The 25,873-nt window shown below is 40.6% G+C and carries 18 protein-coding genes; 3 read left to right on the top strand and 15 right to left on the bottom strand.

Annotated elements, in window-relative coordinates:
* The first annotated feature begins 1 nt into the window (after position 1).
* Both MJO53_RS12445 and MJO53_RS12440 read left to right on the top strand, forming a co-directional pair.
* Positions 2-3,028 (top strand): aminotransferase class III-fold pyridoxal phosphate-dependent enzyme, encoded by a 3,027-nt coding sequence (locus MJO53_RS12445; protein ID WP_252079304.1) that lies wholly within the window; start codon positions 2-4, stop codon positions 3,026-3,028.
* Positions 3,029-3,042: 14 nt separating this feature from the next.
* A complete protein-coding gene (locus tag MJO53_RS12440) occupies positions 3,043-6,186 on the top strand; it encodes a glycoside hydrolase family 2 TIM barrel-domain containing protein (RefSeq protein WP_252079303.1) in 3,144 nt (1,047 codons plus the stop codon).
* Positions 6,187-6,339: 153 nt separating this feature from the next.
* Here MJO53_RS12440 and MJO53_RS12435 read toward each other — a convergent pair whose 3' ends face one another.
* The 11 genes from MJO53_RS12435 to MJO53_RS12385 form a co-directional block, all read right to left on the bottom strand.
* A complete protein-coding gene (locus MJO53_RS12435) occupies positions 6,340-6,735 on the bottom strand; it encodes a hypothetical protein (RefSeq protein WP_224834926.1) in 396 nt (131 codons plus the stop codon).
* Positions 6,732-7,151 carry a GreA/GreB family elongation factor gene (locus MJO53_RS12430; protein WP_252079302.1) on the bottom strand — a complete coding sequence of 140 codons (420 nt, stop codon included), beginning with the start codon at positions 7,149-7,151 and terminating at the stop codon, positions 6,732-6,734. The genes MJO53_RS12435 and MJO53_RS12430 overlap by 4 nt, the downstream gene beginning before the upstream one ends.
* A gap of 62 nt (positions 7,152-7,213) precedes the next feature.
* On the bottom strand, positions 7,214-8,506 hold the full coding sequence (locus MJO53_RS12425) for a Glu/Leu/Phe/Val family dehydrogenase (protein ID WP_252079301.1): 1,293 nt from the start codon (positions 8,504-8,506) through the stop codon (positions 7,214-7,216).
* Positions 8,507-8,545: 39 nt separating this feature from the next.
* A complete protein-coding gene (locus tag MJO53_RS12420) occupies positions 8,546-8,791 on the bottom strand; it encodes a hypothetical protein (RefSeq protein ID WP_252079300.1) in 246 nt (81 codons plus the stop codon).
* A 259-nt stretch (positions 8,792-9,050) separates the two neighbouring features.
* Positions 9,051-10,379: a sigma-54-dependent transcriptional regulator gene (locus MJO53_RS12415; RefSeq protein WP_224834930.1), complete on the bottom strand. Its 1,329-nt coding sequence runs from the start codon at positions 10,377-10,379 to the stop codon at positions 9,051-9,053.
* Between the two features lie 8 nt (positions 10,380-10,387).
* Entirely contained in the window at positions 10,388-11,473 is a 1,086-nt protein-coding gene (locus tag MJO53_RS12410; RefSeq protein WP_252079299.1) for a sensor histidine kinase, read from the bottom strand.
* Between the two features lie 208 nt (positions 11,474-11,681).
* A complete protein-coding gene (locus MJO53_RS12405) occupies positions 11,682-12,983 on the bottom strand; it encodes an alkaline phosphatase family protein (RefSeq protein WP_252079298.1) in 1,302 nt (433 codons plus the stop codon).
* Positions 12,984-12,996: 13 nt separating this feature from the next.
* The gene (locus MJO53_RS12400; RefSeq protein ID WP_224834933.1) at positions 12,997-14,403 is read right to left on the bottom strand and encodes a tetratricopeptide repeat protein; all 1,407 of its coding nucleotides are present in this window, start codon (positions 14,401-14,403) and stop codon (positions 12,997-12,999) included.
* Between the two features lie 18 nt (positions 14,404-14,421).
* Positions 14,422-17,544, bottom strand: coding sequence for a TonB-dependent receptor domain-containing protein (locus MJO53_RS12395; RefSeq protein WP_252079297.1), 3,123 nt, complete (start codon positions 17,542-17,544; stop codon positions 14,422-14,424).
* Between the two features lie 14 nt (positions 17,545-17,558).
* Positions 17,559-18,149 carry a sigma-70 family RNA polymerase sigma factor gene (locus MJO53_RS12390; protein ID WP_224834935.1) on the bottom strand — a complete coding sequence of 197 codons (591 nt, stop codon included), beginning with the start codon at positions 18,147-18,149 and terminating at the stop codon, positions 17,559-17,561.
* Positions 18,139-19,092 carry a FecR family protein gene (locus MJO53_RS12385; protein WP_252079296.1) on the bottom strand — a complete coding sequence of 318 codons (954 nt, stop codon included), beginning with the start codon at positions 19,090-19,092 and terminating at the stop codon, positions 18,139-18,141. Before MJO53_RS12385 ends, MJO53_RS12390 begins: the two co-directional genes overlap by 11 nt.
* A 250-nt stretch (positions 19,093-19,342) precedes the next feature.
* On the opposite strand from MJO53_RS12385, the gene MJO53_RS12380 reads away from it, so the two are divergent.
* Positions 19,343-20,101: a GntR family transcriptional regulator gene (locus tag MJO53_RS12380; RefSeq protein WP_224834937.1), complete on the top strand. Its 759-nt coding sequence runs from the start codon at positions 19,343-19,345 to the stop codon at positions 20,099-20,101.
* 1 nt (position 20,102) lies between these two features.
* On the opposite strand, the gene MJO53_RS12375 is transcribed toward MJO53_RS12380, so the two are convergent.
* The 4 genes from MJO53_RS12375 to MJO53_RS12360 are packed head-to-tail and all read right to left on the bottom strand — an operon-like array spanning position 20,103 to position 25,871.
* Positions 20,103-21,329, bottom strand: a complete 1,227-nt coding sequence (locus MJO53_RS12375; RefSeq protein ID WP_252079295.1) for a DUF4185 domain-containing protein — start codon at positions 21,327-21,329, stop codon at positions 20,103-20,105.
* A gap of 26 nt (positions 21,330-21,355) precedes the next feature.
* Positions 21,356-22,543 (bottom strand): DUF4185 domain-containing protein, encoded by a 1,188-nt coding sequence (locus MJO53_RS12370; protein ID WP_252079294.1) that lies wholly within the window; start codon positions 22,541-22,543, stop codon positions 21,356-21,358.
* The gene (locus MJO53_RS12365) at positions 22,533-24,515 is read right to left on the bottom strand and encodes a sialate O-acetylesterase (RefSeq protein WP_252079293.1); all 1,983 of its coding nucleotides are present in this window, start codon (positions 24,513-24,515) and stop codon (positions 22,533-22,535) included. The genes MJO53_RS12370 and MJO53_RS12365 overlap by 11 nt, the downstream gene beginning before the upstream one ends.
* 6 nt (positions 24,516-24,521) lie before the next feature.
* A complete protein-coding gene (locus tag MJO53_RS12360) occupies positions 24,522-25,871 on the bottom strand; it encodes a sugar porter family MFS transporter (RefSeq protein WP_252079292.1) in 1,350 nt (449 codons plus the stop codon).
* Between the last annotated feature and the right edge of the window lie 2 nt (positions 25,872-25,873).

Below are 25,873 nucleotides of genomic sequence, written 5' to 3'. Positions count from 1 at the left end.
AATGATTTATAAAGATTTACAGATCAGTACACAACAGGCCTCTGAATTGGCCCTGGAAAAGTTTGGTATAGCCGGTAAAGCAGCACCATTGCCCGGCGAAGTAGATTTTAATTTTAAAATTAATACACAAAAGGGAAATTACATTCTAAAAATATCCCGTCCGGGCGTGGATTCGGCTTATCTGGATTTTCAACAAAAAATACTTCTACATGTAGGAGACACGGACAAAGTAACACCCTACCCAAGAGTGGTAATGGATTTAGAAGGGAACGCCATGGCAAAGTTTAAAGATGCTTCGGGAAGAGAACGTTTTGTTCGGTTGCTAACCTGGGTAGAAGGAAGGGTTTGGAGCCAAGTAAACCCACAAACCAGCGTACTGCGCCACAAACTTGGCATACTGGGCGGAAAACTAACACAAGCGTTATTGGACTTTAGCCATCCCAGCGCCCATCGGGATTTTGAATGGGATGTGGCCCAATCGTTATGGACCCAACAATACCTGCATTTGTTCCAACCGGAAGAGCAAGAAATCCTGGCTTATTTTCAAAATCGATTTCAAAAGAACCTACCCATCTATAACACCCTTCGTAAAAGTGTTGTACACAACGATGCGAATGACAATAACATTATCGTATCCCATGGCTTAAAGGACCCGCAGGTCAAAACGGTTATTGATTTTGGAGATGCGGTCCATACCCAGACCATTAATGACTTGGCGGTAGCTTGTGCATATGCCATTTTGCACCATAAAAATCCCCTGGATGCCGCTTTACCCTTGATTTCGGGATACCATCAATCTTTTTCTCTTTGGGAAGAAGAACTACCCCACCTATATGATCTAATTGCCATGCGGTTGGTGATTTCCGTTACCAAATCTGCTATGAACAAGCTAAAAGAGCCCGGTAATACCTATTTGCTCATCAGTGAAAAACCGGCATGGCAACTATTAAAAAAATGGCACACGATACATCCAGATTTTGCCCATTTCAGTTTTAGAAAGGCATGTGGTTACCAACCCCATCCGGAACAAAAAGCTTTTGAACAATGGGCCCAACAAAACTCTATTGGTCTATCGGAGTTGTTTCCTTCGGAAATACGGCATAAAGCATACCCTTTGGATTTGAGCGTTTCCAGTACGTGGTTGGGGCATCAGCAAGATTTTGAGGATATTCACTATTTTAATTATCGCATAGAACGACTTCTACAAAAACACCCAGACCGAATTCCTGCTGGCGGCTACTTGGAACCGCGTACGGTATACACATCGCCTACTTATGACCAAATTGGGAACCAAGGGCGAGAAAGCCGAACCATACATCTTGGTCTGGATTTTTGGCTACCAGAAGATACGGCGGTACATACCGTGTTGGATGGAGAAGTAATAATTGTAGAAAATGATGCCGGATATAAGGAATATGGTGGACTTGTAGTTCTAAAGCATCAAACCAAAGCATTCGAATTCTACACCCTTTACGGACATTTGTCAGTCCAATCGGTCACGAATTTAAAATTGGGTCAAAAACTTAAGAAGGGGGACCGGATAGGTTATCTGGGCAACATTACCGAAAATGGCAATTGGTCGCCCCATTTGCATTTTCAAGTCATGCTTTCCCTTTTAGGAAATAAAACAGATTTTCCCGGAGTCGCTTATGCTAGAGAAGCGGATATCTGGAAAAGCATTTGTCCAGACCCCAATACGTTGTTCCAGTTAAAAAATTTAGGTACAACAAACAGTATAGCCAACAAAGAGCTCTTGGCACAACGAAAAAAGCATTTAGGAAAAAGCCTGAGCTTAAGTTATAATGAGCCTATAAAAATAGTTAGGGGTGCCGGTGCTTATCTTCTAGACCCATATGGTAACAAGTATTTGGACACCGTAAATAACGTAGCCCATGTAGGTCACGAACATCCTGCTGTAGTAAAGGCAGGCCAAGAACAAATGGCTTTGCTCAATACAAATTCCAGGTATTTACATGAAAATATAGTAACCCTGGCCCAGGCCTTAATAGCAACCTTACCTAAGGAATTAAGTGTTTTGCATTTTGTTAACTCGGGTAGTGAGGCAAACGAACTGGCCATTAGAATGGTAAAGGCCGCCACGGGGCAGAAAGATATTATTGCCTCAGAAGTTGGATACCATGGTAACTCCAACACCTGTATAGACATAAGTTCTTATAAATTTGATGGCAAAGGCGGCAATGGAGCCCCAGAACACACCCATATTTTTCCACTGCCAGATGCATTTAGGGGCAAGTACCGAGGTGCAGACACAGGAGGGCAATATGCGCAAGAGGTGCAAAAGCTTGTTAAAAGCATACAAAAACAGGGAAGAGGTGTTGGGGCCTTGATCGTTGAGCCGATTATTAGCTGTGGCGGACAAATTGAACTGCCCAAAGGATTTTTGTCCCAAGCCTATGCATATGTGAGAAAAGCAGGCGGACTTTGCATATCGGACGAGGTGCAGGTTGGTTGTGGCAGGCCCGGCACTACGTTTTGGGGGTTTCAGTTGCATGGTGTGGTACCAGATATCGTAACCATAGGAAAACCGTTGGGCAATGGACATCCCGTTGCTGCAGTGGCCTGTACGGCCAATGTAGCGGAAAAATTTGCCAACGGCATGGAATATTTCAACACCTTTGGGGGTAATCCCGTCTCCTGCGCAATAGGAACCGCTGTTCTAAAAACGATAAGAACAGAAAAGTTACAACAAAACGCCAAGGAAATTGGTGGTTTCTTAAAACGGGGATTGCAACAGTTGGCCCAAAAATTCCCAATTATTGGAGAAGTACGGGGAGAAGGCTTTTTTCTAGGTTTTGAATTGGTGGACGCTTCACTACGGCCGCTACCAGATCAAACAGAATACTTGGTAAACCGTATGAAGGAGCATTTTATATTAATAAGCAGCGACGGACCGGACCATAATGTGATCAAGATAAAACCGCCAATGGTATTTAATAAGGCCAATGCGGAAGAATTACTGTGCTACCTAGAAAAAATATTAGGAGAAGATTATATGCAAATCCGGTAAACTTATTTAATTTGATGAATTTTAAAAAAATCCTCTTCACGATTACGGCTATAGGATTTTGGGGGTGTGTTCCAAACGAATTGCCAACGATTCCTGCGCAAAAGAACCATTTTGACCACACTGTTTTTGAGGAGAACAAATTGCCTCCAAGGGCCCATTTTTTTGCTTTTGAATCCCAATTCGTTCAAAAAAAGGAAGACTCCAGACGTTTTTTGAATTTAAATGGAAAGTGGAGGTTTCATTTTGTGAAAGATCCAAGGAAAAGACCACTTACTTTTCATCACAACTCTTTTGATGATCGTAAGTGGGAAACGATTTCCGTTCCTGGTAATTGGGAAGTACAAGGATATGACCATCCAATTTATTTGGATGAACGTTACCCATTCGATACCGAATGGCCCAACATCCCTACGGATTATAATCCTGTAGGTAGTTATAGAAAAGAGGTAGTCTTAACCGAAGACATGTTGTCGGAAGAATTGATATTGCATTTTGAAGCCGCAAAATCTGCCATGTATGTTTATATAAACGGAAAATATGTAGGGTATTCCCAAGGTAGTAAGACCCCTGCGGAATTCAACATCTCTAATTATGTTTCCAAGGGAAAAAATCTAATCGCACTACAATTGTTCCGCTGGAGCGATGCCAGTTATTTAGAAAGTCAAGACATGTTGCGAATGAGTGGAATCGAGCGCGGCGTTTATCTCTATAGCAGGCCAAAGGTCCACATAGCAGATCATTATTCCTATACTAATTTGGACGACTCTTATACAAATGGTATTCTTAAAGATACTTTATGGTTAAGGAACACTTTGGATAAAAACGCGCTAAGAAACTTGTCTATTGTGGTACGGAACCAGGAAAAGGTAGTGTTAGAACTCAACAAAACTATTGAAATCCCCAAAGGGCGTACCGTACCCGTAACCTTTGCCGAAAACATAAAAAACGTACAAAAATGGTCTGCGGAAAATCCTGCCCTATATCAGCTCAAAATTAAATTAAGTGATGATATAAACCCTAATAACAATGAATATATTACCACCAAAATAGGGTTTAAGCGGGTAGAAATAAAAGACGCTCAAGTATTGTTCAACGGAGCGCCCCTACAGATAAAAGGTGTTAATAGACACGAGACCGACCCATTTACGGGGCATGTGGTTTCTAAAGAAAGTATGGAACAGGATATTAAATTGATGAAGCAAAATAATATCAATGCCGTAAGAAGTGCTCATTATCCCAACGATCCCTACTGGTTAGAACTTTGTGATCGGTATGGATTGTATGTTGTTGATGAGGCCAATATAGAGAGTCATCCATTGGCAATTCATGATAACACCCAAATAGGGAACGAAAAGAGTTGGTTACCAGCACATATGGCCAGGATAGAACGGATGTATTACAGAGACCGTAACCATCCATCTATCTATTCTTGGTCCTTGGGTAACGAGGCAGGTCACGGCAGTATATTCAAAACAGCCTACCAATGGTTCAAAAATAGGGAAGACAACCGTATTGTACAGTACGAGCCGGCCCAAAAAGGGGACTATACCGACATTTATTGCCCTATGTACCCAAAGCCAAAATACCTAATAGAGCATGGAGAATCCAGTACGGACAAACCAGCAATAATGATAGAATACGCCCATGCCATGGGAAACTCCGTGGGGAACCTACAAGACTATTGGGATATAATAGAGGCATATCCCAGCCTACAGGGAGGTTATATTTGGGACTGGGTGGATCAAGCCTTGGAATATAAGGACAAAAATGGCAACCCCTATTTAGCCTATGGTCACGATTACCATCCAGATTTACCCACAGATGGTAATTTTTTGAATAATGGATTAGTAGATCCATATCGTAATCCACACCCTCATCTAACTGAGGTAAAAAAAGTCTATGAACCGGTACAGTTCAATTATTTGGGAAGAGGCATCCTAGAGGTAACCAATAAAAACTTTTTTACGGATTTTTCAGACAAAACATTCCGGATACGGCTATTGGCAGATGGAAACATCATTAAAGAAATCCATAAGAAAATAAACGTTCTTCCACAAGGCAAAGAAAAGATTGAGGTAAAGCAATTACTTGAAAATTGGCAACAAGGAGTAGAGTATTTTTTAGAAGTTAGCCTGTTACAGGATACGCCAACGGAATTATTGGACAAAGGCTTTGAAATTGGTTGGGATCAATTTGTATTGCAAAACGGAAAAACCACCATACCCAAAACCGGTTCTGATGCCATATTTACCGTAGCTACCTCGGAAAAAAACATTGAAATAACCAACAATGTTGTTTCTCTACAATTAGATAGAGAAAACGGCGATATTATTTCTTGGAAGTTTCAGGGACAAACCATTACCGAAATGCCTATACGACCAAACTTTTGGCGACCACCAACGGACAATGACCTGGGCAATGGAATGGATAAATGGGCAAGATTCTGGCAAGATGCCAGTTATGGATATACTGCTGTGCTAATAGAGGAGCCTAAGCAAATCAATGATCATGTGGCCTACACGGTTCAATATTCTTTGCCTAAAAAAAAGGCTGAAGTAGAGATTCGCTATAAGCTCATGAACAACGGGAACTTACAACTCACCTACCGTTTTGAGCCCAAAAAGAAGGGGTTGCCCCATATTCCAAGATTGGGTCTTTACCTAACCTTGCCCAGGACATTTAATAGGGTCAATTGGTACGGAAAAGGCCCTGAAGAAGGGTATTGGGATAGGCAAACGGGCCTTAAACTTGGAAAATACTCTGGAAATACGACTAAACAATTTCACCGCTATCCAAGGCCCCAAGAAACGGGCAATAAAACTTCAGTAAGGTGGATGGAACTGCGTGCAAATACACTATCCTTAAAAGTAGTTGGTGATACCCTCCTAAATTGCAGTGTTTGGCCTTTTGGGATGAAAGAACTTGATTTTGATTCCAATACAGACGGTGCAGCATCGGCATCAGGTTTGGTGCCAGTAACCAAAAAACATGGAGCGGACATTATGTTGGGAGAAAACCTGCAGTGGAATATAGACTATTTGCAAATGGGCGTTGGCGGCGATAATTCGTGGGGAGCAGAGGTACATGATGAATATAAAATAAAACCCAAAAAGTACAGCTATTCTATAACGCTAATACCTGCTGTATTTAACCATTAAAAAAGGCCGTCTAAAAAGTAGTGAAATGCGCCATTCTGAACTTGTTTCAGGTTGACAGCCATTGACTTTTTAGACAGCCTTATCGTATTTAATTACAGGAATGATTACCAGTAACCTACTAAACCAACCTACCAGTAATTGTTGCCTCTTACTTCAATTATTCTTGTATCGGTCCAAAATTTTGGAAAACAACATCAATTTAAGTTGTGAATAGTTTTTTAAATGCTCCATGTAGCCATCCCTGTTTTTTTCATGTGTATTCAAGTAATAGGCATCACATTCCAAGGTATCGCATTCTATGGCATTTGCCATGTTCCGTTCGTACCGGTATAGGGTCCCCAATCGCAGTTGGTTTTCCCTTTGCAATGCCAATAATCTTTGTTGAAGGCTTGCATTGCCCAAAAGTCGCTTTTCCAATGGGATGAGGTATTGCAACTCTTCATTGATCAGTTCCATGTTATCCGTCCAATTACCTATTTCCAATTTATCCTTTTTACTAAGAATATTGTTTATGGATTCGTGATAATATGGTCTACCTACTTGTTTCATATTACCATGTTTATATCTATAGGTTCGTTTTCTTGCTCAATATGCTCAATGGTCAATTGCTGAACACCTGAAGGAAATTCCCATAAATAGGTATCTCCTTGTGCATAACCAATTACCGATGCCCCCATAGGAGTCAAAATGGAAATATGATTGTTCCTAACATTACTCTTGCTCGGCATTACCAATTTGAATTTCTTGTGCCATCCGTTTTCGGAAGTGATCGTGACCCATGAATTGAAGCGTATGACATCCTTGGGCATATCTTCCCCATCCAAAATCTGTGCTGATTCCATCTCTTCTCTAAGTTTTCCCACAGATCGTTTAAAGGTATCGTCTTTATGGTAACCAGTAAGGTTTATCAGCCGTTTGAGAAGAACATACTCCTTTTTTTCAATTATCAAACTCCCATATTTCATTGTGTCATTCTTATAAAATTATTGTTAACCTCATCATACTTCACTTGGTAATTTTTCCTTGATCAAGGAAAAATACCTCTTTGTACATAGGCTTCTTCAAGTCGCTCAATAGCAATTACAAATGCAGCGGTCCGTGCATCGATTTTCTCGGTTTTTGTTTTTTGCATTACCTTACTAAAGGATTCCCTCATCTTTTTCTCCAGCTTTTCCAACACCTCATCCAGTTGCCAAATCTCTCCGTTACGGTTTTGCAGCCATTCAAAATAACTACCGATGACACCTCCTGAATTACATAAAATGTCCGGGATAATGTCCACCCCATTTTTTAACAGTATTTCTTCGGCCTTTACATCTGTAGGCCCGTTTGCGCCTTCCGCGATAAGGCTTGCCTTTATTTGTGGTGCATTTTTTACCGTAATCTGATTGCCAAGAGCTGCTGGAATACAAATATCACAGTCCAACCCAAAAAAATTAGCGTTATCCACAGGATTGCCACCACTAAAACCTAGTATACTCCCTTTATTGGCCTTGGCATAGTCCAAAAGTTGCTCAGGATGAATACCGGACTCATTGTAAATACTTCCATAGGCGTCTTGTACTGCAGTTAGTAAGGCCCCCTCTTCATGTAGAAAATGGGATGCCCAATATCCAACATTACCAAAACCTTGCACTATGAATTTTTTACCTTTTAGTGAAATGTTCTTGTGTTCCGCCCAAAACTTAATGGTCAAGAAAACACCATACCCTGTAGCTCTATCCCTACCTTCGGAACCACCCGCTCCAATGGGCTTACCGGTTACTACGTGTAAATTCTTGGACCGCTCGTTGGGAGATTTTGTGGACATATAAGTATCCAAGATCCAGGCCATGGTCTGTGGATTGGTGTTTACATCCGGAGCTGGTATATCTAGCTCAGGTCCTATATTGTCACCCAGGGCATAGGTAAACCGTCTGGTGATCCGTTGTAACTCGTCCTGGGAATATTTGGTCGGATCTAGCTGGATTCCTCCTTTGGCTCCACCATAGGGCAATCCTGCCAAAGAAGTTTTCCATGTCATCCACATGGCCAAGGCCCGTGCGGCATCGATATCCACAGTTGGGTGATATCGCAGACCTCCTTTATATGGCCCAAGGGCATTATTATGCTGAACACGGTAGCCTGTAAAAATTTCTACCTCGCCATTATCCATACGGACCGGAAAGTGGACCACAAATTCATTGTTGGTCACTTCAAGGATTTTTCTGATATTCTTGTTTAAATCTATAATGTCAGCGGCATTGTTGAATTGACGCATAACATTATCCAGCATCCCTTGCTTTTTTTGCTTCTTCTCTGATGTTATCGTTGTTGTCATATGTAATTTTAAGATACTTCTACCTTCTTTTTTTGATTGTTAATACATTTCATCCGACATCATTATGGTAGGCTCTTGGTTATCTTCCATAAAATGATGGTATTCGTTGCACAGACTTATCTGGGTCCTTTTTTTGCTCAACGAGCAATACGATCTATGAATACAGGTCGAGCAAAGGCTCCGAACAAATTCGTTCATTGGATTATTGATTTTTAGTTGTATTTGTTTTTTAATGAAGGAAATAACTTGAGATGGACCTATGGTTTCCAGGTCTGTAGATTCCACAATTGTTTTTGACCATCAGGAATTATTCATCTTCAGTCCTTTTGATCGTGCTTTACGGTGATCCTATCATTGTTACCACATTTAGTTCGTTGTTACCAACTTTATTTGGCAACAGTATAACAAATGGCATACCCTTTAAGACACAAAAAAGCTGATTCTGTTCAAGTGCTTAATAATCAGATTATTAAACTTTATGTATGCATTGAAAGTTATATGGGAAGTGGTCACTTTTGAACCAATTGGTCAAAAGCTATCCAAATTAATCCAGTTTGTCCCGGAGGGTTTTACGGGTTATCTGTAAAATTTCGGCTGCTTTGGTCTTGTTGCCTTCGGTATGAGCCAGTACTTTTTGGATGTACCTTTTTTCCATTTCCTTTAAAGGTATCAATTCGTCTTCCGGAAATTGAATTTCGTATTTTAAATAATCTGGCAAATCCTTTATGGAAATATGGCCATCTGCCATGATCACGGCCCGTTGGATCACATTTTCCAGTTCTCTAATATTTCCTGGCCAATCATATCTTTCCAATATATTAAGGGCATCCGGGTCTATGCGCACAAAGCGATCTCTATATTCGATTCCGTACTTTTGGAGAAACTTGTCCACCAATAAAGGAATATCTGACTTTCTATCACGCAATGGAGGCACATTGATCTCAACAACGGTCAATCTATAATATAGATCTTCCCTAAAATTCTTTTTTCTGATTTCCTCCACAAGATCAACATTGGTTGCGGCAACGATCCTTAGTTCTATTTTCTCCACGGTCCTGGAGCCCACTTTTGTAATCTCCTTTTCTTGAAGCGCCCTCAACAGTTTGGTCTGTACATCCAAACTGGCCGTTCCTATCTCATCCAAAAAGAGTGTCCCCCCCGACGCTGCCTGAAAAAATCCATCACGATTTTGGTCGGCCCCAGTAAAAGCACCCTTGGTATATCCGAAGAGTTCAGCTTCTTGAAGATTCTCTGGAATGGCACCACAATTTACGGCCACAAATGGTTTTTTCGCATACTTGCCCGAATAATGAATTGCCCTGGCGACCAGTTCCTTCCCTGTACCGCTTTCCCCATTGATCAAAACAGTGGCCCTGTTGTTCTTAACCCGATCGACAATAGTTTTAACTTGATCAAAAGCCACGGATTCTCCCACCATTTCTTTAAAATGGGCATCTACCCTAATTTTAGTCGCAGAGGACGAAGGTTTGTCTGTTTTACGCCCTTGGGACAATGCTCTATCCACGGCAGTTTTGAGCTCTTCTTTGGTGAAAGGCTTGGTCAAATAATCCATCGCACCCGATTTAACCACTTCCAACGCGCCATCCACAGAGGGGTATCCGGTAACTACCAACTTGGGCATATTTGGATAGTGTTCGTTGGCAAATTTTAATAATTGAACCCCGTCCACTTCGGGCATTTGTATATCCGTTATTAAAAGATCTATAGGTGTATCTTTTAGAATAAACACGGCCTCTTTAACTGAAATTGCTTTAAAAACATGAAAATTCAGGTCCTTTAATCTTCTCGTTAAAAGTTCCAATATCCCAATATCGTCGTCAACGATCAAAATGTTTTCTTTGTGCAGTGCCATATATACCCTTAATTAGGAAACTCAATGGTAAAAATAGTGCCTTTTGGCGTATTGGGTTTGTGGGCAATGGTGCCCTTGTAACTTTTAATTATGCCGTGGACCACGCTCAACCCCAAACCTGTCCCCTCTCCCACCGGTTTGGTAGTATAAAAAGGTTCAAATATTTTATTTTCGATATTCGGAGAAATTCCCTCTCCCTGATCCATAATATTTATAACAGTCGTATTGGTCTTTCCAATGAGTTCTATTTTTATTTCCCCCTGTACCGGTGAATAATAGGCCGCGTTCATTATTAAATTGAAGAACACTTGAGTAAGCTGAACAGTATTGGCACGTATATAAAGATGATCTTGCTCAAAAGCTGTGATGATTTTAAGTTCTTTTGCCCTGAGCGATGGTCCCATTAACCGAACCACATCTTCGATTACCTTGATCAGGTCAACGGGCTCCATTTGATCGGGCATTTCGCAGGTAAAGAACATTAATTTTTTAACGATCTCACGGCTAAAAATGGCATTGTCCATTATTTTTTGCAGGTCTCTTTTGGTCTGTGGATCGGTTGCCCCATCCATCAACAATTCGGCAAATCCCAAAATATTGGCCAACGGGGTATTTAGCTCATGGGCTATTCCGGCAGTAATCTCGCCTAAAATATGAAGTCGATCATTGCGCTCCAATTGTCTTTTAGTTTCCTGCTCCGTATCATGGATTTGCTTGCGCTCAATAAAATTACCTACAGCCAAAGACACATTTTTGAGCAGTGTTTGCTCTTCTTCCAGAAAATCTTCCATGGTGTATTTGGGTGAGGGATAACCTACGGAAATAGTTCCTTCGACCTTGTTGAAGACAATGACATTGCAAGTAAGGCAAACTCTATGTTCGTCGAACCCGCTTGTCTGTACTTGATAATCACCTATGGACAATTTGGTCTCGGCATCGTCCTTAAATTGCCATCCTCGCTTTAAACAATAGGCAATAGCTTCCAACGAAGTAGTGAGCTCATCGTATCCTGAATTTACAATAATGGAAGTTACCTCGTAAAGGCAGGTCAACTCCTTAACACGTTCTTTTAATTTCTGTTCGGTACTTGTCATGGACCACTATTTATTACTGTAAAGTTACAGGGTTTGGAACGAGTTGTACAACGAATGCAAAAATATCGGTTAATAGAAGGTATTGTGTAGGACAATATTTTTATGTCTTATGGCAAATAGGGAGGTGTAATCGTATAGTTAATAATACAAATGCCCGGTATTTCTACCGGGCAAACAACTTAAACGAACTAAACAAGACTAACATGTATTACTCTAAAACTACATGATAGTATTCTTCTGGTTGATCTATATCCGCCCCTAACAATGTTGCGGCAATTTTGGCCACATCTTCCAAGAACATATTTTCTATGAGCATTTCTTTTTCCAAGCCTTTACCATACCCAACAAACCCGGTAGCTATGTCGTGAAAATCTGGGTAATGTCCATGTTTCCCACCTTTTTTGGTACTAATAAAGGGGCCATCGGCATCATTGGTAAAAAAATACCCTTTACTTCCACTAAGAGCTAAAACCGCATTTGGGTCTCCTCCCCTTTTGGCAATTTTATCCCTGTCGATAATTTTAAACGTGGACTTTTCCTCTAAGGGCAATTGATCAAACGCCTCCATTATCTGTTCTATCATTTTTTTGTTATTCGAATCTTTTACATGGAGAAACGTGGACCCTCCTGCGGAATAAAACCAAGCCTTTGGATTATTTTTATTGTATAACCCCATTCTGGCCAAAAGTACATTTGGCGCTATTTGCGAATGTACATCCACAAAACCATGATCACCGGTAACGATAATGGTGGTCTTATCTTCAATGCCGGCTTTTTGCAATGCATCGCGTATTATCCCAATGGCATTATCTGCACCTGATATTGCTTTTCTTACGCCCAGTCCTTTACGACCTACCTTGTGCTGTGCACCATCTGTAATGGGTAGGTGAATCGTTAAAAGGTTAGGTTTATACTCCCTCAAAATATAACCTGCGATCCGTGCCAGGTTTTGATCCATGGACAAGGAAGAGAGATTATAATCGTTTATTTCCAATGTTCCCGTGGCATTCTTTACCACCTCCTCGAACAATCCTTTAGGATTGGCTTTTTGAGCCGTGGCGATTCTTCTGTCCATAGGATTTGTAAAGGACCAAAACTCGGGAATATTATAGTCGATATAGTCCGCATTCACAGAAATTGGCCATGAAACAGCAGCTGTTGTCAATCCTTTTTCTTTAACGGATTGCCACAAGGTTTTGGCCTTGACCTCCTTAAAATCATACACCCAGCCTCCGGAACTTCCGTTTTCGCTCATTTTGGTATTATAAAAAATACCATGTTCTACTGGGGTCTTACCGGTAATCAAAGTAGTATGGGACGGATAGGTTACGGTCGGAAATATACCTGTGACCTCCTTTGCCGCAACTCCTTTATCCACCATTTCCTGAAGGTTTGGTGTGGGCATGGTATTGTCCAGATAAAACTCTGATCGAAATCCATCTATACTTATAATCACTACATGTTCTGGCTTTGTTTGGGCATTTAGGGTCACTACAAGTAGCAACCCCAATACCTTAATTATATTATTGAAACGGAACAACATCTGCTGTGGCTTTATTGTTAACGATAACTTTATTCATATCAAAAGCAACGGTCACGTTTCCTGTAGTTTCATCAACCGTAAAATCGTCCAAACCTGAATTTAAGGGAATAAAACTAGGAATCACCGCCTGTGTGAACGATTCGTCCACATTTGGATTGTTCAATTGTTCTGTTTGTGAAACTGGAAAACGAATACCCAGATCGTTCATTCTTCTTCCTTCGCTAATGAATATTTCTTGCCTTAGCAAATAAGTGAGGTACAACATTTCGTCCACAGAACTAGCTGCTTCAATATCCTCTATGGTAACCTTAGTTCCAGATACGGTATATACTGGAATAAACCCGGCCTGACGGTCCAATACCAGATCATTTTCGAATTCTGAATCGGCATCTGCACGAACGGCAACAGCGGTTAACGGATAGTCCGTTCTGTTTGTTCCATTCCGCAATTCCCGGGAGTCATCTATTTGTGCCACGGGTCTTGCTGCAACCACATCCAATAGATCCAACGCAGTAGCTTTTGCGCTGGCTACATTATTTTCTGCCAAATAGGCTTCCATCAAAATTAGAAATGCCTCTTCTGCCTTTGCCAAGCTAATTGGTTTTTGGTCGGATACAGCGGTGCCCTGATCGTAATATTTAGGGTCTAGGTAATCCAACCTTGGCAACGGAGCAAATCTATTTTGCATACTGGTAAATGTAGCATTTTGCATTTCGTTCACCACTCCGTTTTCACCATCAAAACCGATTGTGAACAAAAATGATTCATCTGCAGTCAATGATTCGGCTATGTTTTTTGCATTGGTCAAATCCCCTAAACGATAATATGCTCTGGCTTGGAACATTTTAAATGCGTTGATATGGTTTGCATCTGTGGCCATATCGATTGCATCTTCAAACTCCTCGATGGCTCCGTTCAGCAAAGTTTTCCAGTCCGATACTGCCCCCAGGGACTCCATTGGCAGACCTACAAAGTTCTCCCCTCCCAATAGAAAGGCGAAACCTTTGCAAAAGTGCATGTAAGCAATGTTTTCTTGGTTAACATTTTCGTCTGCTACGGCTACCGTCTCCAGTCCGTAGGTTGCCATTTCGCGTAATCTTCCGATTTCTTGTTGCAGGTCGTTTACATCAATATCGGTATAATCGATTTGAGGTATATCAAATACCTTGCTGTAAAGGGTGTAATTATTAAAATAATTATCGGACACCATTTCGGTATTGATCAATACTGAATTCATGGTGATGGCCAATTGCCTTTCCAGACCTTTTACCCAACTTTTTGTCGGATCTGGCGTATTCAAATAAATATCCTCGGTTACATTTGGGTTGTCCACGCATGCTCCCAAAAGCATTACGGACAAAACTGCTGTTATTATTTTTGATTTCATTTTTTCGTAATTCAGGGATTATTTAAAATTGATTCGTAATGAGGTTAAAAATTGTCTTGGCGCTGAATAGGTGGCATAAGAAATACCTCCTGTGGATGCACCTCCTTGACCTGTTGCCGCACCACTTATGGTAGCTTCCGGATCAAAGGATGATGAAGTGAAATTCAATGGATTCACTACATTAACGCCAAAGACCACATTATCGAAAACCGTGCTGGATTTTGGTCTTAGGGTATAGCTCATCCCTATATCCCTCACTTTTAAAAAGTCGGTCTTCTCAGTAAATCTGTCTGTAAAATTCAACCAGTTGGAGCGGCCGTTGGCTTCAATTTCAGCAGCTGGTATTTTATCTTCCGATGCTCCATATAAAAACCTGAACTGTTGATCAAAACTGTTGGCAAAACCTCCTTTTTGATAACTTCCATTAGCGTAGAATGAGAAACTGCCATAATTAAAAGTCAGCCCAAGGTTTCCATAAAAATCCGGTAATGTAGTACCTAAATACGACTGAGCCTCTGTGCTTTCCAAAACTCCATTTTCATCAAAAGTTCCGCGATTTCCTCTTATGTATCCTACGGGAAATCCTTCTTCAACCACTGTTTGTATGGTTCTCGCACTGAATCCGTTAATGTTGAATGGTGCGATACCGCCCGAATTTACCACTTCGTTATCCAAGGTATTAACGGAAACATTTAGTCTCAAAGAGCTCTTATCCGTTCTGATTGGTTCTACCACGGCACTAATTTCCCATCCTTTGTTTTCAATCTCACCTACATTGTACAACTGGCTTTGGTCGAATCCGGTCGATGGTGTCGGAGGTACATAGAATAGGGCATCTTCTGTTTTAGCACTATATCTGGATACGGAAAGGTTGACTCGGTTGGCGAACATAGCCAAATCCAGACCAGCTTCGTAGGTCGTAGTTTTTTCTGGTTTTAGATCGTCGTTGCCGGGATTTGCAAAGAACGCAGCTTGTTCTCCCTGAAAACCATTGAAAGCAACTGTTCTCTCGTTTACAAATGCCGGGGGCAAATTACCTGCAACACCATAGCTACCTCTAACCCTGAGTGAATTTAACCAATCGATATTTGCTAAAAATTCTTCTGAACTTGGTAAATAAGAGAATCCTATTTTAGGATAAAACTGTGTACCTATATTGTCTCCAAAAGACGGGTTCCTATCTCCCCTCACACCTAGATCAAAGAACAGTTTATCTTTATAACCAATATTTTCTTGCAGATATACACCGTAGTTCAATACTTCTGTCAAATATTCATCACTGGTTTTTATGGCGGCATCACTTATGGTCCGTGCACCGTCCCTAATGTTGGTTCCCACAAAACGGATTTGGTGGTCCTTGTTTCTGAATAATTGGCCGCCAAATGTGGTTATCAAATTAAAATCTCCTAAATCCCATTTGTGCTGTCCTGTAAATTCCAAGGTAATACCAAAGTACTTTCTATCCACATTGGTAATGCTTCCTTCATCGTTCACTGGAGCTTGAGTTGTATGTGTTAAGTATTCGTTGGTCTGAACGTTCTTATCCGATTGGATTCTATAATCGATACCACCGGTGAATTTGAACTCCAAATTATCCCATGGCATATATTTGAAAGATTGAGAAGTGGTAAAACGATTTACATTTATTTCATTGTCCTGTAATTCTTCCGCTCTGTGGGCAAAAGCTTTAATTTCTTCAAACTCTGCAGCGGTCATCTCATCCAACCTATTATTGAATCCTTTTAAAATAGATGAACCACTCTCCGCAAACCAAAGACCGGTATAACCACCTTGATTTCCGTTCCGGTTACGGTTGTATTGGTTGTTCACAAATATGAAGGAGCTGTTGTACACCACTTTTTCGCCCAGTTGTGCTTTAAATCCTGTACTGAAATCAATTTTTCTATTGGAGTTGTTGTTGGCATATTGAGAACCTTCATTGTCCAAATAATTTCCAGAAAAACTATATCCAAAACCATTATTGCCTCCATTTAGTCCCACATGGTACTTTTGGAACAGGCCTGTTTGGAACAACAGATCTTTGCTTCTATCAAAATAGAGATAATCGGTGGTCGGGGTTTCAATACCTGTTTGCACCTCCAAGGTTACTTTGGTTCCTTGGGCCGTACCTTTTTTGGTGAATATCTGGATTACCCCGTTGGCGGCATCGGAACCGTATAAAGTTGTGGCGGCACCACCATTGATGTATTCGATACGTTCAATGTTGTCCATCGGGATATCCGCAATGGAACTAATGGCCGCACCTTGTGCGCTACCTCCACCCAAAGCACTTCTAGTGTTTAGGTTATCCATTCGAACACCATCAATATAAAATATGGGTGTCGAGCTCAAGAATGCGGAATTTACACCCCTTACGCGCATCAAAGAGGATGCGCCGGCTTGACCACCTGTTAAATTGATCTGTGCGTTGGGCAACTTGGCTGAAAGCAATTGATCTATACGCTGAGATGGAATGTCTTCCAGTTCTTCTGCCTTCAAAACCTCTACTTTACTGGAGATTCTTTTCTTATTGATCCCGGCTCCCTGGCCTGTTACAACCACCTCATCCAACTCCGAAAAACTTGGTTGCAATACAATGTTCAATGCGCTTGCATTGGTCACGGAAACGGTCTGGCTTTCAAAACCTACGTGAGAAAACAGAATTGAAGCAGGGAACCTTTCGATGGTAATGGTAAAATTACCGTCCCAATCCGTCATTGTTCCACTCTTGGTCCCTTTTACAACCAATGAAACCCCGGGCAATGGGGCTCCCGTATCATCCACCACGTTACCGCTAATAGTTGTTTGTTGCTGTACCGCTGTGGGTAGTTTTACCAAAATACCGTTGTGGGTTTTCTTGAATTTTAATCCTGTCTTGTTTTCCAATGAGGTCAATACCTGGTCCAAGGAAGCATTGCTCAATGCGATGCTTACCTTAATATCGGTCAAGTTCTTGTTCTTTGCATAAATAAAATTAACGGCAAGTTCGTCTTCGATAATATGGAAAACATCTTCCACATTTTGATGGGAAATATTAAGGTTGATGGTTTTATTGAACCAAACCCTTTCTGTGCGTTCAAAATTTGAGGCCCAATTAAGTTGCGTGGATAGCAAAAGGACCAACAGTACTAATTTTTTCATTTTTAGATGTTGTACTAAGCGTTACTTTGGTTTGTTATATTTTCTTTGATGGTTTTCATGGCATTGGCCACGTGCTGCTCTACTGTGCGATAAGATATTCCCAATAATTCTGCTATCTCCTTGTATTTGAAACCTTCTATTCTACTCATTTCGAATACACGCCTAGAGCGCTGGGGGACTTTAGCAAGAACCATTGCAATCTTTTTTTGATTTATTCGATTTTGTTCTTGATCAATTAATTCATCTTCATAACTAGGTTGTTGTAAGGTTGATTCTCGAGAATAGTCATGGAATCGGTCCAATGAACGTTCGGACTTTGCTGTTCGCAACAACTTGTTCCGAGCCATTATGTACATGTAGGCCTTTGGCTGTTCAATGTTTTCCAATTGATGACGTTTACTCCACAGATCGATAAATACATCGGCCACTTTTTCTTCCACTATGAGATTGTTCTCCTCGAACATGCTACCAAATCTGCATAGCGGTCCGTAAAATTTTTGATGTAAGACCATCAAAGCGTTGTATTTACCATTTGCCAATTGTTGAAACAATTGTCTATTCTTGGAGTTTGCTACGGAATTGGATTTTTCGGGACTAGTTTTCATTTCTCTTCATCAAATATTCTCTATTCCCTACCTTATCAATCTCAAATCCGGTAATAAACTCAATGGATTCTATAAATTCATTTATCCGTTTGCCCTTAAAAGTTCCTGCCAATGCTTTTTTTGCAATTACGGTATCCGGGCAAGTAAACTTTACGCCATAGTAGTTGTTTATTTTTGGAAGCAAACGTGCTATACTCTCTCCTTTCAGCTCCAAGGTTTCCTGTTTCCAAGCCAATATCTCATCGACATTAAACCGGGTCTTATCAATATTTTTTGTAGAGGGGCTATATATTATCTGTTCACTTGGCATAAGGGTAAGGTTCATACCATTTTCAGGGATCAGAACTTCTACCCTACCGGTCTCGAGGGATACCGTTTTAAGGTGTTCTTTGGTATTTACATTGAATCGGGTCCCCAATACCTTTACTTGGATATTACTGGTCAAAACCTTAAAGGGGGATTCTTTTTTGTGCACTATATCGAAATATGCCTCCCCGTAAAGGTTCACCAACCTGTTCTCCGAAAAATTTTTCGAGTAACTTATTTGGCTGTCCTCATTAAGGATTACCGTTGAACTATCTGGCAATTGAAGTGTTAATCGTTCGCCTGCACCAGTTTTAAATGTTTTAACGGGGTTTTTAAACAAACTTCCACCAATAATAAACAGTCCGACCACGATACTGGCAGCAATAGCCAAAGAAATTCTCTTTGCTCCAATATTGGCAATACTAAATCGCTTTTTTGCTTTGTTCAACTGAAGCTCTGCAGATTCATGGTCTTTGTAGTCCACAGGGTAGTTGTCCCAAATCTCTTTATAAGTGGTATATATTTTCTTGACCTCATCGTTTAGGCTGAGTTCCAATTCGAAAAGGAATCGTTCCTCCCGATTTCCTTCCCCCGCCAAATACCTGGCACAAGCTTCTTCTATTTTTTCCCGTCTCATATATTCGCCCTTCTAAATGGGCTTTGTAATTAAGAGTCGTGAAATTGAGGAATCCCGTAGTGAACAATTTCAAGAAAATGTTAGCAAAAATTGAACTAATTGTTAGCTAGCTTTGACCATTACACACAACAGTTTGGCGTACAATCAATTGCACTCGTTTCCCTTGCAGATTATCAAAATCTAAACATTGGCCAAAGTTTACCTTATTATGATTTTCTATTGTTACGTACAAATTTTATAAGTTTGTATAATGTCTGAACAAAAGAACATACAAGCTCTTAAGTCCCTTAGTATCGATCATGATAGTCCGGTACCCTTACATCTTCAAGTTGAGAAGATATTAAGGGATATGATCAATGACCCGGAATACCAAAATGGTAAATTCCTACCAAAAGAAGTCGACCTGTCCAAACGACTTGGAATTTCAAGAAATACAATTCGGCAAGCCACTAATAGATTGGTTCAAGAAAAATTATTGATAAGGAAAAAAGGGGTAGGTACCAAAGTGGCCAAAAAACAGGTCGAGACCAAACTTTCCAATTGGGTCAGTTTTAGCCAAGAAATGCACGCCCAAGGTATTGACTTCAGAAATTATGAAATCAAGGTATCCCAAATAAAAGCGGACACGGATATTTCTGAGCAGTTAGAGGTAAAGGAGGGACATGAGCTTTTTAAACTGGAACGACTGCGGGGGCTGGACAATGGTCCTTTTGTGTATTTTATAAGTTATTTTCATCCAAGAATTGGTATTACCGGCAATGAGGATTTTGAACGTCACCTATACGATATCCTGGAGCATGAATACCATACCATACCTGTTCTATCCAGAGAGCAGATAAGTGCTATTCTGGCCAATAAATTCCTTGCGGTAAAATTGGGGGTTCCAGTGAACTCGGCCATTCTTCAAAGAAAACGGGTAGTTTACGACCCTGGTAACAGACCTATAGAATACAATATAGGTTTTTACAGGGCCGATCAATTTACTTACAGTATAGATATTAAACGATAGCTTACCGTTCCAATGGAATTTCCAGAAACCTTGGTCGGTAGAGATTGGGGTCTTTTAAAATGTCCGCCCAAAAGTCAAATGAGTTTACATTGTAACTAGCTAAAAGTGTTCCTGGTTTGGATAGATGGGGGTAAGCTTTGGCATTATAGGTAAAATAGGTTTCATTGGTTTCGTTTTCAGTTGTCCTATAAACTATTTCGGGTTCACCGAACGGCCCAACAAGAGACTCTCCAATTTGTATGGCAACTTCTGGCCCCATGGTAAACCGTTGGTAGGTCAATACAATTTTACCATCCAATGTAGGGGATACACTCATTTCATTGGATACATCCCTAGCTATTATGATGGCCTCCCCCATTTCTGGAACCCAATCTTGCCCGTTCCAGAATCTCCATTGATCAAACTTTACATAGTTTTTTGGCTGTACCCTGGCCACCAACAGGCCTTTGGTACCTTCTTGGTTTGATACGGCATAGGTATAAACATAGCCATCTGGATCAGGAGCTCCTGCAGACCTAGTGTTTACATAAATAGCGCTTCCAAATGAAGTCTGGGTCTCCGAATCAAAAAATGGAGTCTCCAGTTGGGCATGATCTAAATACGGAGGTTTACTGCCCTTCGGAATTTGTATTAGGTTTACTCCAACTTGTTGAAAATTAAAGCCTCCTATACCTGTAGTATCCTTTTCCCGAACAGGATAGGCAAAGATATACAGGTTATCATCTCCTTCGGTATTTACAAATCCATCCCCTAACCAATAATAATCATCTGTTTCGGAGTTGGGCGTAATTGGTTTAAAAAGCGCTTTGTCCTTTGGATCTTCACCTTCTTTCCAATGGAAAGAAATTTGACTTTTATTTGGCGTATTACCTTGCAGAATCCCAACGGAATTATTTATCATTTGAAAATCTTCCGGTACTAAAGTTTTACCATCATGATGCCCGATCATGGTATCCCCGAAAGTAAAAAGTGTGATTGTACTATCTGTTGCCGTTACAAATTCTTTACCATCCATAGGAATGCCAAAAATTCCGTCTCCACCGAACCACCCTTCATTTTTAATAAAGAGTTGACTCCATTCTGGTGATACATTGGCAACAGTGGCCTCCGTATTCCCATTATTTCCTTCGGCCGGTTTCTTTTTTGTCTCATCCTTACAGCTTGTGCCGGCCAAGACAATTGATAATGCTCCTGCGGTAATTAAATACTTATTTATCCAGTTTTTCATATACTTTTTTTAAGGTCCAATGTCCGTTACTTATATTTTACTTTTATAAATCTAGGATGATATATACTCGCATCCTTTTGAATATCTTCCCAAAAATTTAGGGTTATTGTGTTATAACTGATCAACAGTTCTCCCGGTTTTGATAAATGATAATGCGCTTTTGCATTGTAAGGGAAAAGTCCATTTTCCTTATATTCAGGACAGGTGTATACTTCATGGATTTGACCAAATGGACCTATAGGACTGGTCCCTACACGGATACCTACCTTATCGGACAGGCCCAGAACCGTAAAAGTTAGCAAGAAATTACCATCCTCTGTTGGTGTTACACTAAGCTCATTGGAAATTGCATTGGTTATTTCCACAACTTCTTCCTTTTGTACCCCCCATGTTTTACCGTTCCAGAATCGCCACTTATTTATATTCTCGATATTTTCTGGTCTGACCCGTGCGGCTATCAAGGATTTTTGTCTTTCCATGATACCGTAGATGTAAACATATCCATCTGGTTTTGGTGCATTGGCTTCTTTAGTGTTCACAAAAAGTCCGCTACCAAAATACACACGCCCTTCTGTTGGGTGCACAAACCCTAAATCGGTCGCAATTTGAGTCGATGCTGCAATTCCTTCTTTAGTAGGTTCTTCAACTTTTAACAATGCTACATTGGTCTGCTCAAAATCAAAAACATTTGGTCCAGTTTTATGCACATGATAGGCAAATACATAAAGTGCGTTGTTTTTTTGATGATTTATAAACCCATCCCCCAACCAAAAATATTCATTGTCCCGAGCATTTTTATTTTTCGGAACAAAATACGAGGTTGGTTTTCCATCACTACCCAAATTATACTCAAAATCGATGGCTGATTTCTTTGGTTCCAATCCCTTCATCCATGCGGTGGTATTGTTCACCATTACATTACCAGGTTTTGGGACATTGTTTATTACTTCTCCAATGTAAGTGTCACTAAAAATAAAGAGGGTCTCCTTATCTGTATCTCCTTGGTTTTCTATTCCGTCCAACGGTATGGTAAATATTCCATCGGCACCAAACCAACCTGTGGTTCGCTCCATTAATGCTGTCCACTCAGGGGCAGGCGATGCCTGAAACTCATATGGATCGGTTTTCCCTGTCGACTCCTCTTGTGACCAAATGTTAGTGTTGGTCAACAATAATATTATTAGAAAGCCTCCTATTTTATATTTAAAATGCATGCGGATCGTATTGATATGTTTTCTTGGAGGTGCCCAACTCAAAATTGTCTGTTCGAAAAGGAAATGCGGGCAGTCCTTCTGTATTTATAAGGTCTAATGGCCCGGGATTGTCCGACCAAGCATATCTTACATACTTTGGGTCATTGACATTCTGATGGTACACCTTTATCGTATTGTTATCGACCAATTCGGCTTTGGCCCATTTAAACTCACCATTCTCGCCAGCTATTGCAAAGCCTCTTAAGTATCCAAACTTATCCTTGCTAGTCAATTTACTTCCATAGGTATCAAACTGAATTAAAATAGATGATTTGGTCAGGCTATGGGACTTATAAACAGGTCCTTTTTTAAGTTCTTCACCGTAATTGTAATGCTTGGCCAATAATGCCAACCTTTTTGCTACTTCTTTTTTATTGTAGGGATGAATATCGTTGGCATCTCCAATATCGATGGCGGTAACAATATCCACATTTTTCAAAATGGAAGCTTTCATTTGGGATTCGCGCAACTCGGCCCAGTTACTGTTTGTAGGTGTTTTATCCTCTTGCTTATAGTTGGCCAATTGTACCACTAGAAATGGCATTTCGGGCTGGTTCCATTTTTCTCGCCAATCCTTAATCATAGCAGGTAACAAGTCGGCATATTCCCCAGCTCTAGCTTCATTGGCTTCTCCCTGGTACCAAATTACCCCTGTGATCGGCAATTTGTGCAAGGGAGCTATACTGGCATTGTACAGGAGCATAGGATGCGAAAAGGGGCTTCCATTGCCTACTTCCGGCTTAGGGAACTTACCACTGTCTATACTTATCCCTTTTTTATATTTCCAAGTACCGTTTAGAATCGGATTTCCCCAAAAAGCATTGGTATAAATCCCTCCTTTGCCACCAGCATCGAAGACCCGTACCGTAAGTATGTTACCTTCTTCCTGAAGAATTTCCTTAGGTGCAGTATAGTTTCTAAAATTGCTTTTTCCAAAAGATTCACCAATTTGGACACCATTGATCCATACCCTATCATAATCATCAATTTGGTTGAGAACAATATTAAAATCATTCTTTAATTGGTCAGTATCCAAATCAAAAGTACGCTTGAACCACATACTACCATCATGAGAGGCATATCCAAATTCACTAAAAAATGCAGGCAGGTTACATTCCTCCCAATCCGAATAGTCATACCCTTGTTCATACCATTTTTCATCCAATCCAGGTCCTTTTAAATAATATTTGCTATCCCATTTTTTTCGGGTTTTATTAAACTCATTTTCTAAAGTTTCATAGCTTTTATTGATTTTGGATATTTTTTCGGTGACCTCATCGAACTGTGGAAAAGTTTTAAGTACATCCATTCCCATCCAAGTTTCTATAGCAGTTGCACCGAGGTTACTGCTGATCAACCCTACAGGAATGTTCTTATCCCTGATCAAGTCTTTTCCAAAAAAATAACCAACAGCACTGAAATTTCTTGCTGTTTCCTTGTTAACTTCCTGCCAAACCGCATTGGACACATTCTCCCTTGGAAGATAATCTTGATCCACCCACACTGAGCACAACCTTAGATTTGGAGCGATGTAATCATCATCCGGAGTTTCCTTATAATTTAGCATGTTGGGTGTATATTGCATATTGGATTGCCCCGCACAAAGCCATAGATCTCCCACCAATACATTATCCAAGACCAGTTTATCTCCCTGCTCTTCTTTAATCTCAAGAATAAAAGGACCTCCGTGGGGCATAGGATCCAAAAGTATTTCCCACTTCCCTTTACTATTGGATTTAACCTTATGGGATTGTTCACCAATAGTTACAGTTATATTGGTTTTTGGCTTGGCCTTTCCTGTAATGGGAATATCCACATTACGGGGCAATATCATATTAGAAGAAAATACCGGTGGCAATTCAACCTGTCCACATACCAGCATGGGTATAAGCATAAGAGTTACCCACAATAATTTTAAATGTGTTTTTATCATAGTGCTTTATTTTTTCCAGCCCATTTCAATTTCTTCCAAAGTTTGTCCGTTGGTCTCCGGAATCATTTTTAAGGTAAATATCCATAGGAAAATGGCGTTGGCCATAAATAGCCAGAAGGTGTATGATGGCCCAAGGTCACTTAACAGTACCGGAGTAAACTGTGATATGAGCATAACCCCGACCCATAGTACCATAACACATATGGACATGGCTACACCTCGTACCTTTGTAGGGAAGATTTCTGAAATGATCACCCAAGGAATCGGTCCTAATGATGATGCGAAACAGGCTACAAATCCCAATATAAAAATGAGCAGCCATGGTCCTTGAAGCGCATTGAAATGATATAGTGAACCTATAACCAAAAGACATATAATCATGCCCATTATTCCCCATAGCAACAACTTTTTTCGCCCGGCCTTGTCTATATATTTAATGGCAACAAAGGTGAATATAGAGTTTATAACGCCAATCAAAACTGTTTGCATTAAGGCAGAATCCACCCCAAAACCAGCAGATTTTAATATTTCCGGCGCATAGTACATTATGGCATTTATTCCTGTAATCTGTGAAAAAAGCGCAAGTACAACACCTATAATGATTGCGGTTCTGAACCCTTTTTCAAACAATTCTGACAATTTGCCTTTTTCCTGCTTTAATGCCATTTGAATTTCTTGGTGGATTTTTAGTGCCTTCTCCCGGGTATTCAATCTTTCCAGTATCATAAGTGCCTTAACATTGTCGCCGTTCTTGGAAAGCCATCTTGGGCTTTCGGGAACAAAAAACAAGGCCACCAAAAACAGTAGTGCAGGTACGGCCTCAGAACCCAACATATACCGCCATCCATATTCAATGTTCCAAGCTTCTCCTCCTGATCGTGCCACTAAATAGTTACAGAAGTACACTATAATTATTCCCAACACAATACCCAGTTGGTACAAAGAGACCAAAGAGCCTCTTTTTTCTGCTGGAGAAATCTCCGAAATATACAATGGTGAAAGCATGGAAGCCGCACCTACTCCTACCCCTCCAATGATTCTTGCGACGACCAAAAGCGTGAAATTTGGCGCCAATAAACACCCGATGGCCGACAGGGCAAATAGCAACGCTGTTATGATCAAGGCTTTTTTACGCCCCATCCTATCCGCTACATATCCGGCTGTCAAAGCTCCAATAACACAGCCTACAATTGCACTGGACACTGCCCATCCTTTTAATGCTGGAGTCAGGGAAAACTTGCTTTCCATAAAACCGATTGCGCCAGAGATCACCGCGGTATCGTACCCGAACAGCAAACCACCTAAAGCGCCAATGGCCGTAATCTTAAAGAGGTAATAGTTTTTATGTGCTTCCATGC

The organism is Flagellimonas marinaquae, assembly GCF_023716465.1.
Taxonomy (GTDB): domain Bacteria; phylum Bacteroidota; class Bacteroidia; order Flavobacteriales; family Flavobacteriaceae; genus Flagellimonas; species Flagellimonas alginolytica.
Note: the sequence above shows the minus strand (reverse complement) of the source record. Positions and strands in the feature narration are given on the sequence as shown.

Excerpts from the sequence above, each read along its gene's own strand:
- MJO53_RS12445 (WP_252079304.1), top strand. The coding sequence starts at position 2 with ATGATTTATAAAGATTTACAGATCAGTACACAACAGGCCTCTGAATTG.
- MJO53_RS12440 (WP_252079303.1), top strand. The coding sequence starts at position 3,043 with ATGAATTTTAAAAAAATCCTCTTCACGATTACGGCTATAGGATTTTGG.
- MJO53_RS12435 (WP_224834926.1), bottom strand. The coding sequence starts at position 6,735 with ATGAAACAAGTAGGTAGACCATATTATCACGAATCCATAAACAATATT.
- MJO53_RS12430 (WP_252079302.1), bottom strand. The coding sequence starts at position 7,151 with ATGAAATATGGGAGTTTGATAATTGAAAAAAAGGAGTATGTTCTTCTC.
- MJO53_RS12425 (WP_252079301.1), bottom strand. The coding sequence starts at position 8,506 with ATGACAACAACGATAACATCAGAGAAGAAGCAAAAAAAGCAAGGGATG.
- MJO53_RS12415 (WP_224834930.1), bottom strand. The coding sequence starts at position 10,379 with ATGGCACTGCACAAAGAAAACATTTTGATCGTTGACGACGATATTGGG.
- MJO53_RS12410 (WP_252079299.1), bottom strand. The coding sequence starts at position 11,473 with ATGACAAGTACCGAACAGAAATTAAAAGAACGTGTTAAGGAGTTGACC.
- MJO53_RS12400 (WP_224834933.1), bottom strand. The coding sequence starts at position 14,403 with ATGAAATCAAAAATAATAACAGCAGTTTTGTCCGTAATGCTTTTGGGA.
- MJO53_RS12395 (WP_252079297.1), bottom strand. The coding sequence starts at position 17,544 with ATGAAAAAATTAGTACTGTTGGTCCTTTTGCTATCCACGCAACTTAAT.
- MJO53_RS12390 (WP_224834935.1), bottom strand. The coding sequence starts at position 18,149 with ATGAAAACTAGTCCCGAAAAATCCAATTCCGTAGCAAACTCCAAGAAT.
- MJO53_RS12385 (WP_252079296.1), bottom strand. The coding sequence starts at position 19,092 with ATGAGACGGGAAAAAATAGAAGAAGCTTGTGCCAGGTATTTGGCGGGG.
- MJO53_RS12380 (WP_224834937.1), top strand. The coding sequence starts at position 19,343 with ATGTCTGAACAAAAGAACATACAAGCTCTTAAGTCCCTTAGTATCGAT.
- MJO53_RS12375 (WP_252079295.1), bottom strand. The coding sequence starts at position 21,329 with ATGAAAAACTGGATAAATAAGTATTTAATTACCGCAGGAGCATTATCA.
- MJO53_RS12370 (WP_252079294.1), bottom strand. The coding sequence starts at position 22,543 with ATGCATTTTAAATATAAAATAGGAGGCTTTCTAATAATATTATTGTTG.
- MJO53_RS12365 (WP_252079293.1), bottom strand. The coding sequence starts at position 24,515 with ATGATAAAAACACATTTAAAATTATTGTGGGTAACTCTTATGCTTATA.
- MJO53_RS12360 (WP_252079292.1), bottom strand. The coding sequence starts at position 25,871 with ATGGAAGCACATAAAAACTATTACCTCTTTAAGATTACGGCCATTGGC.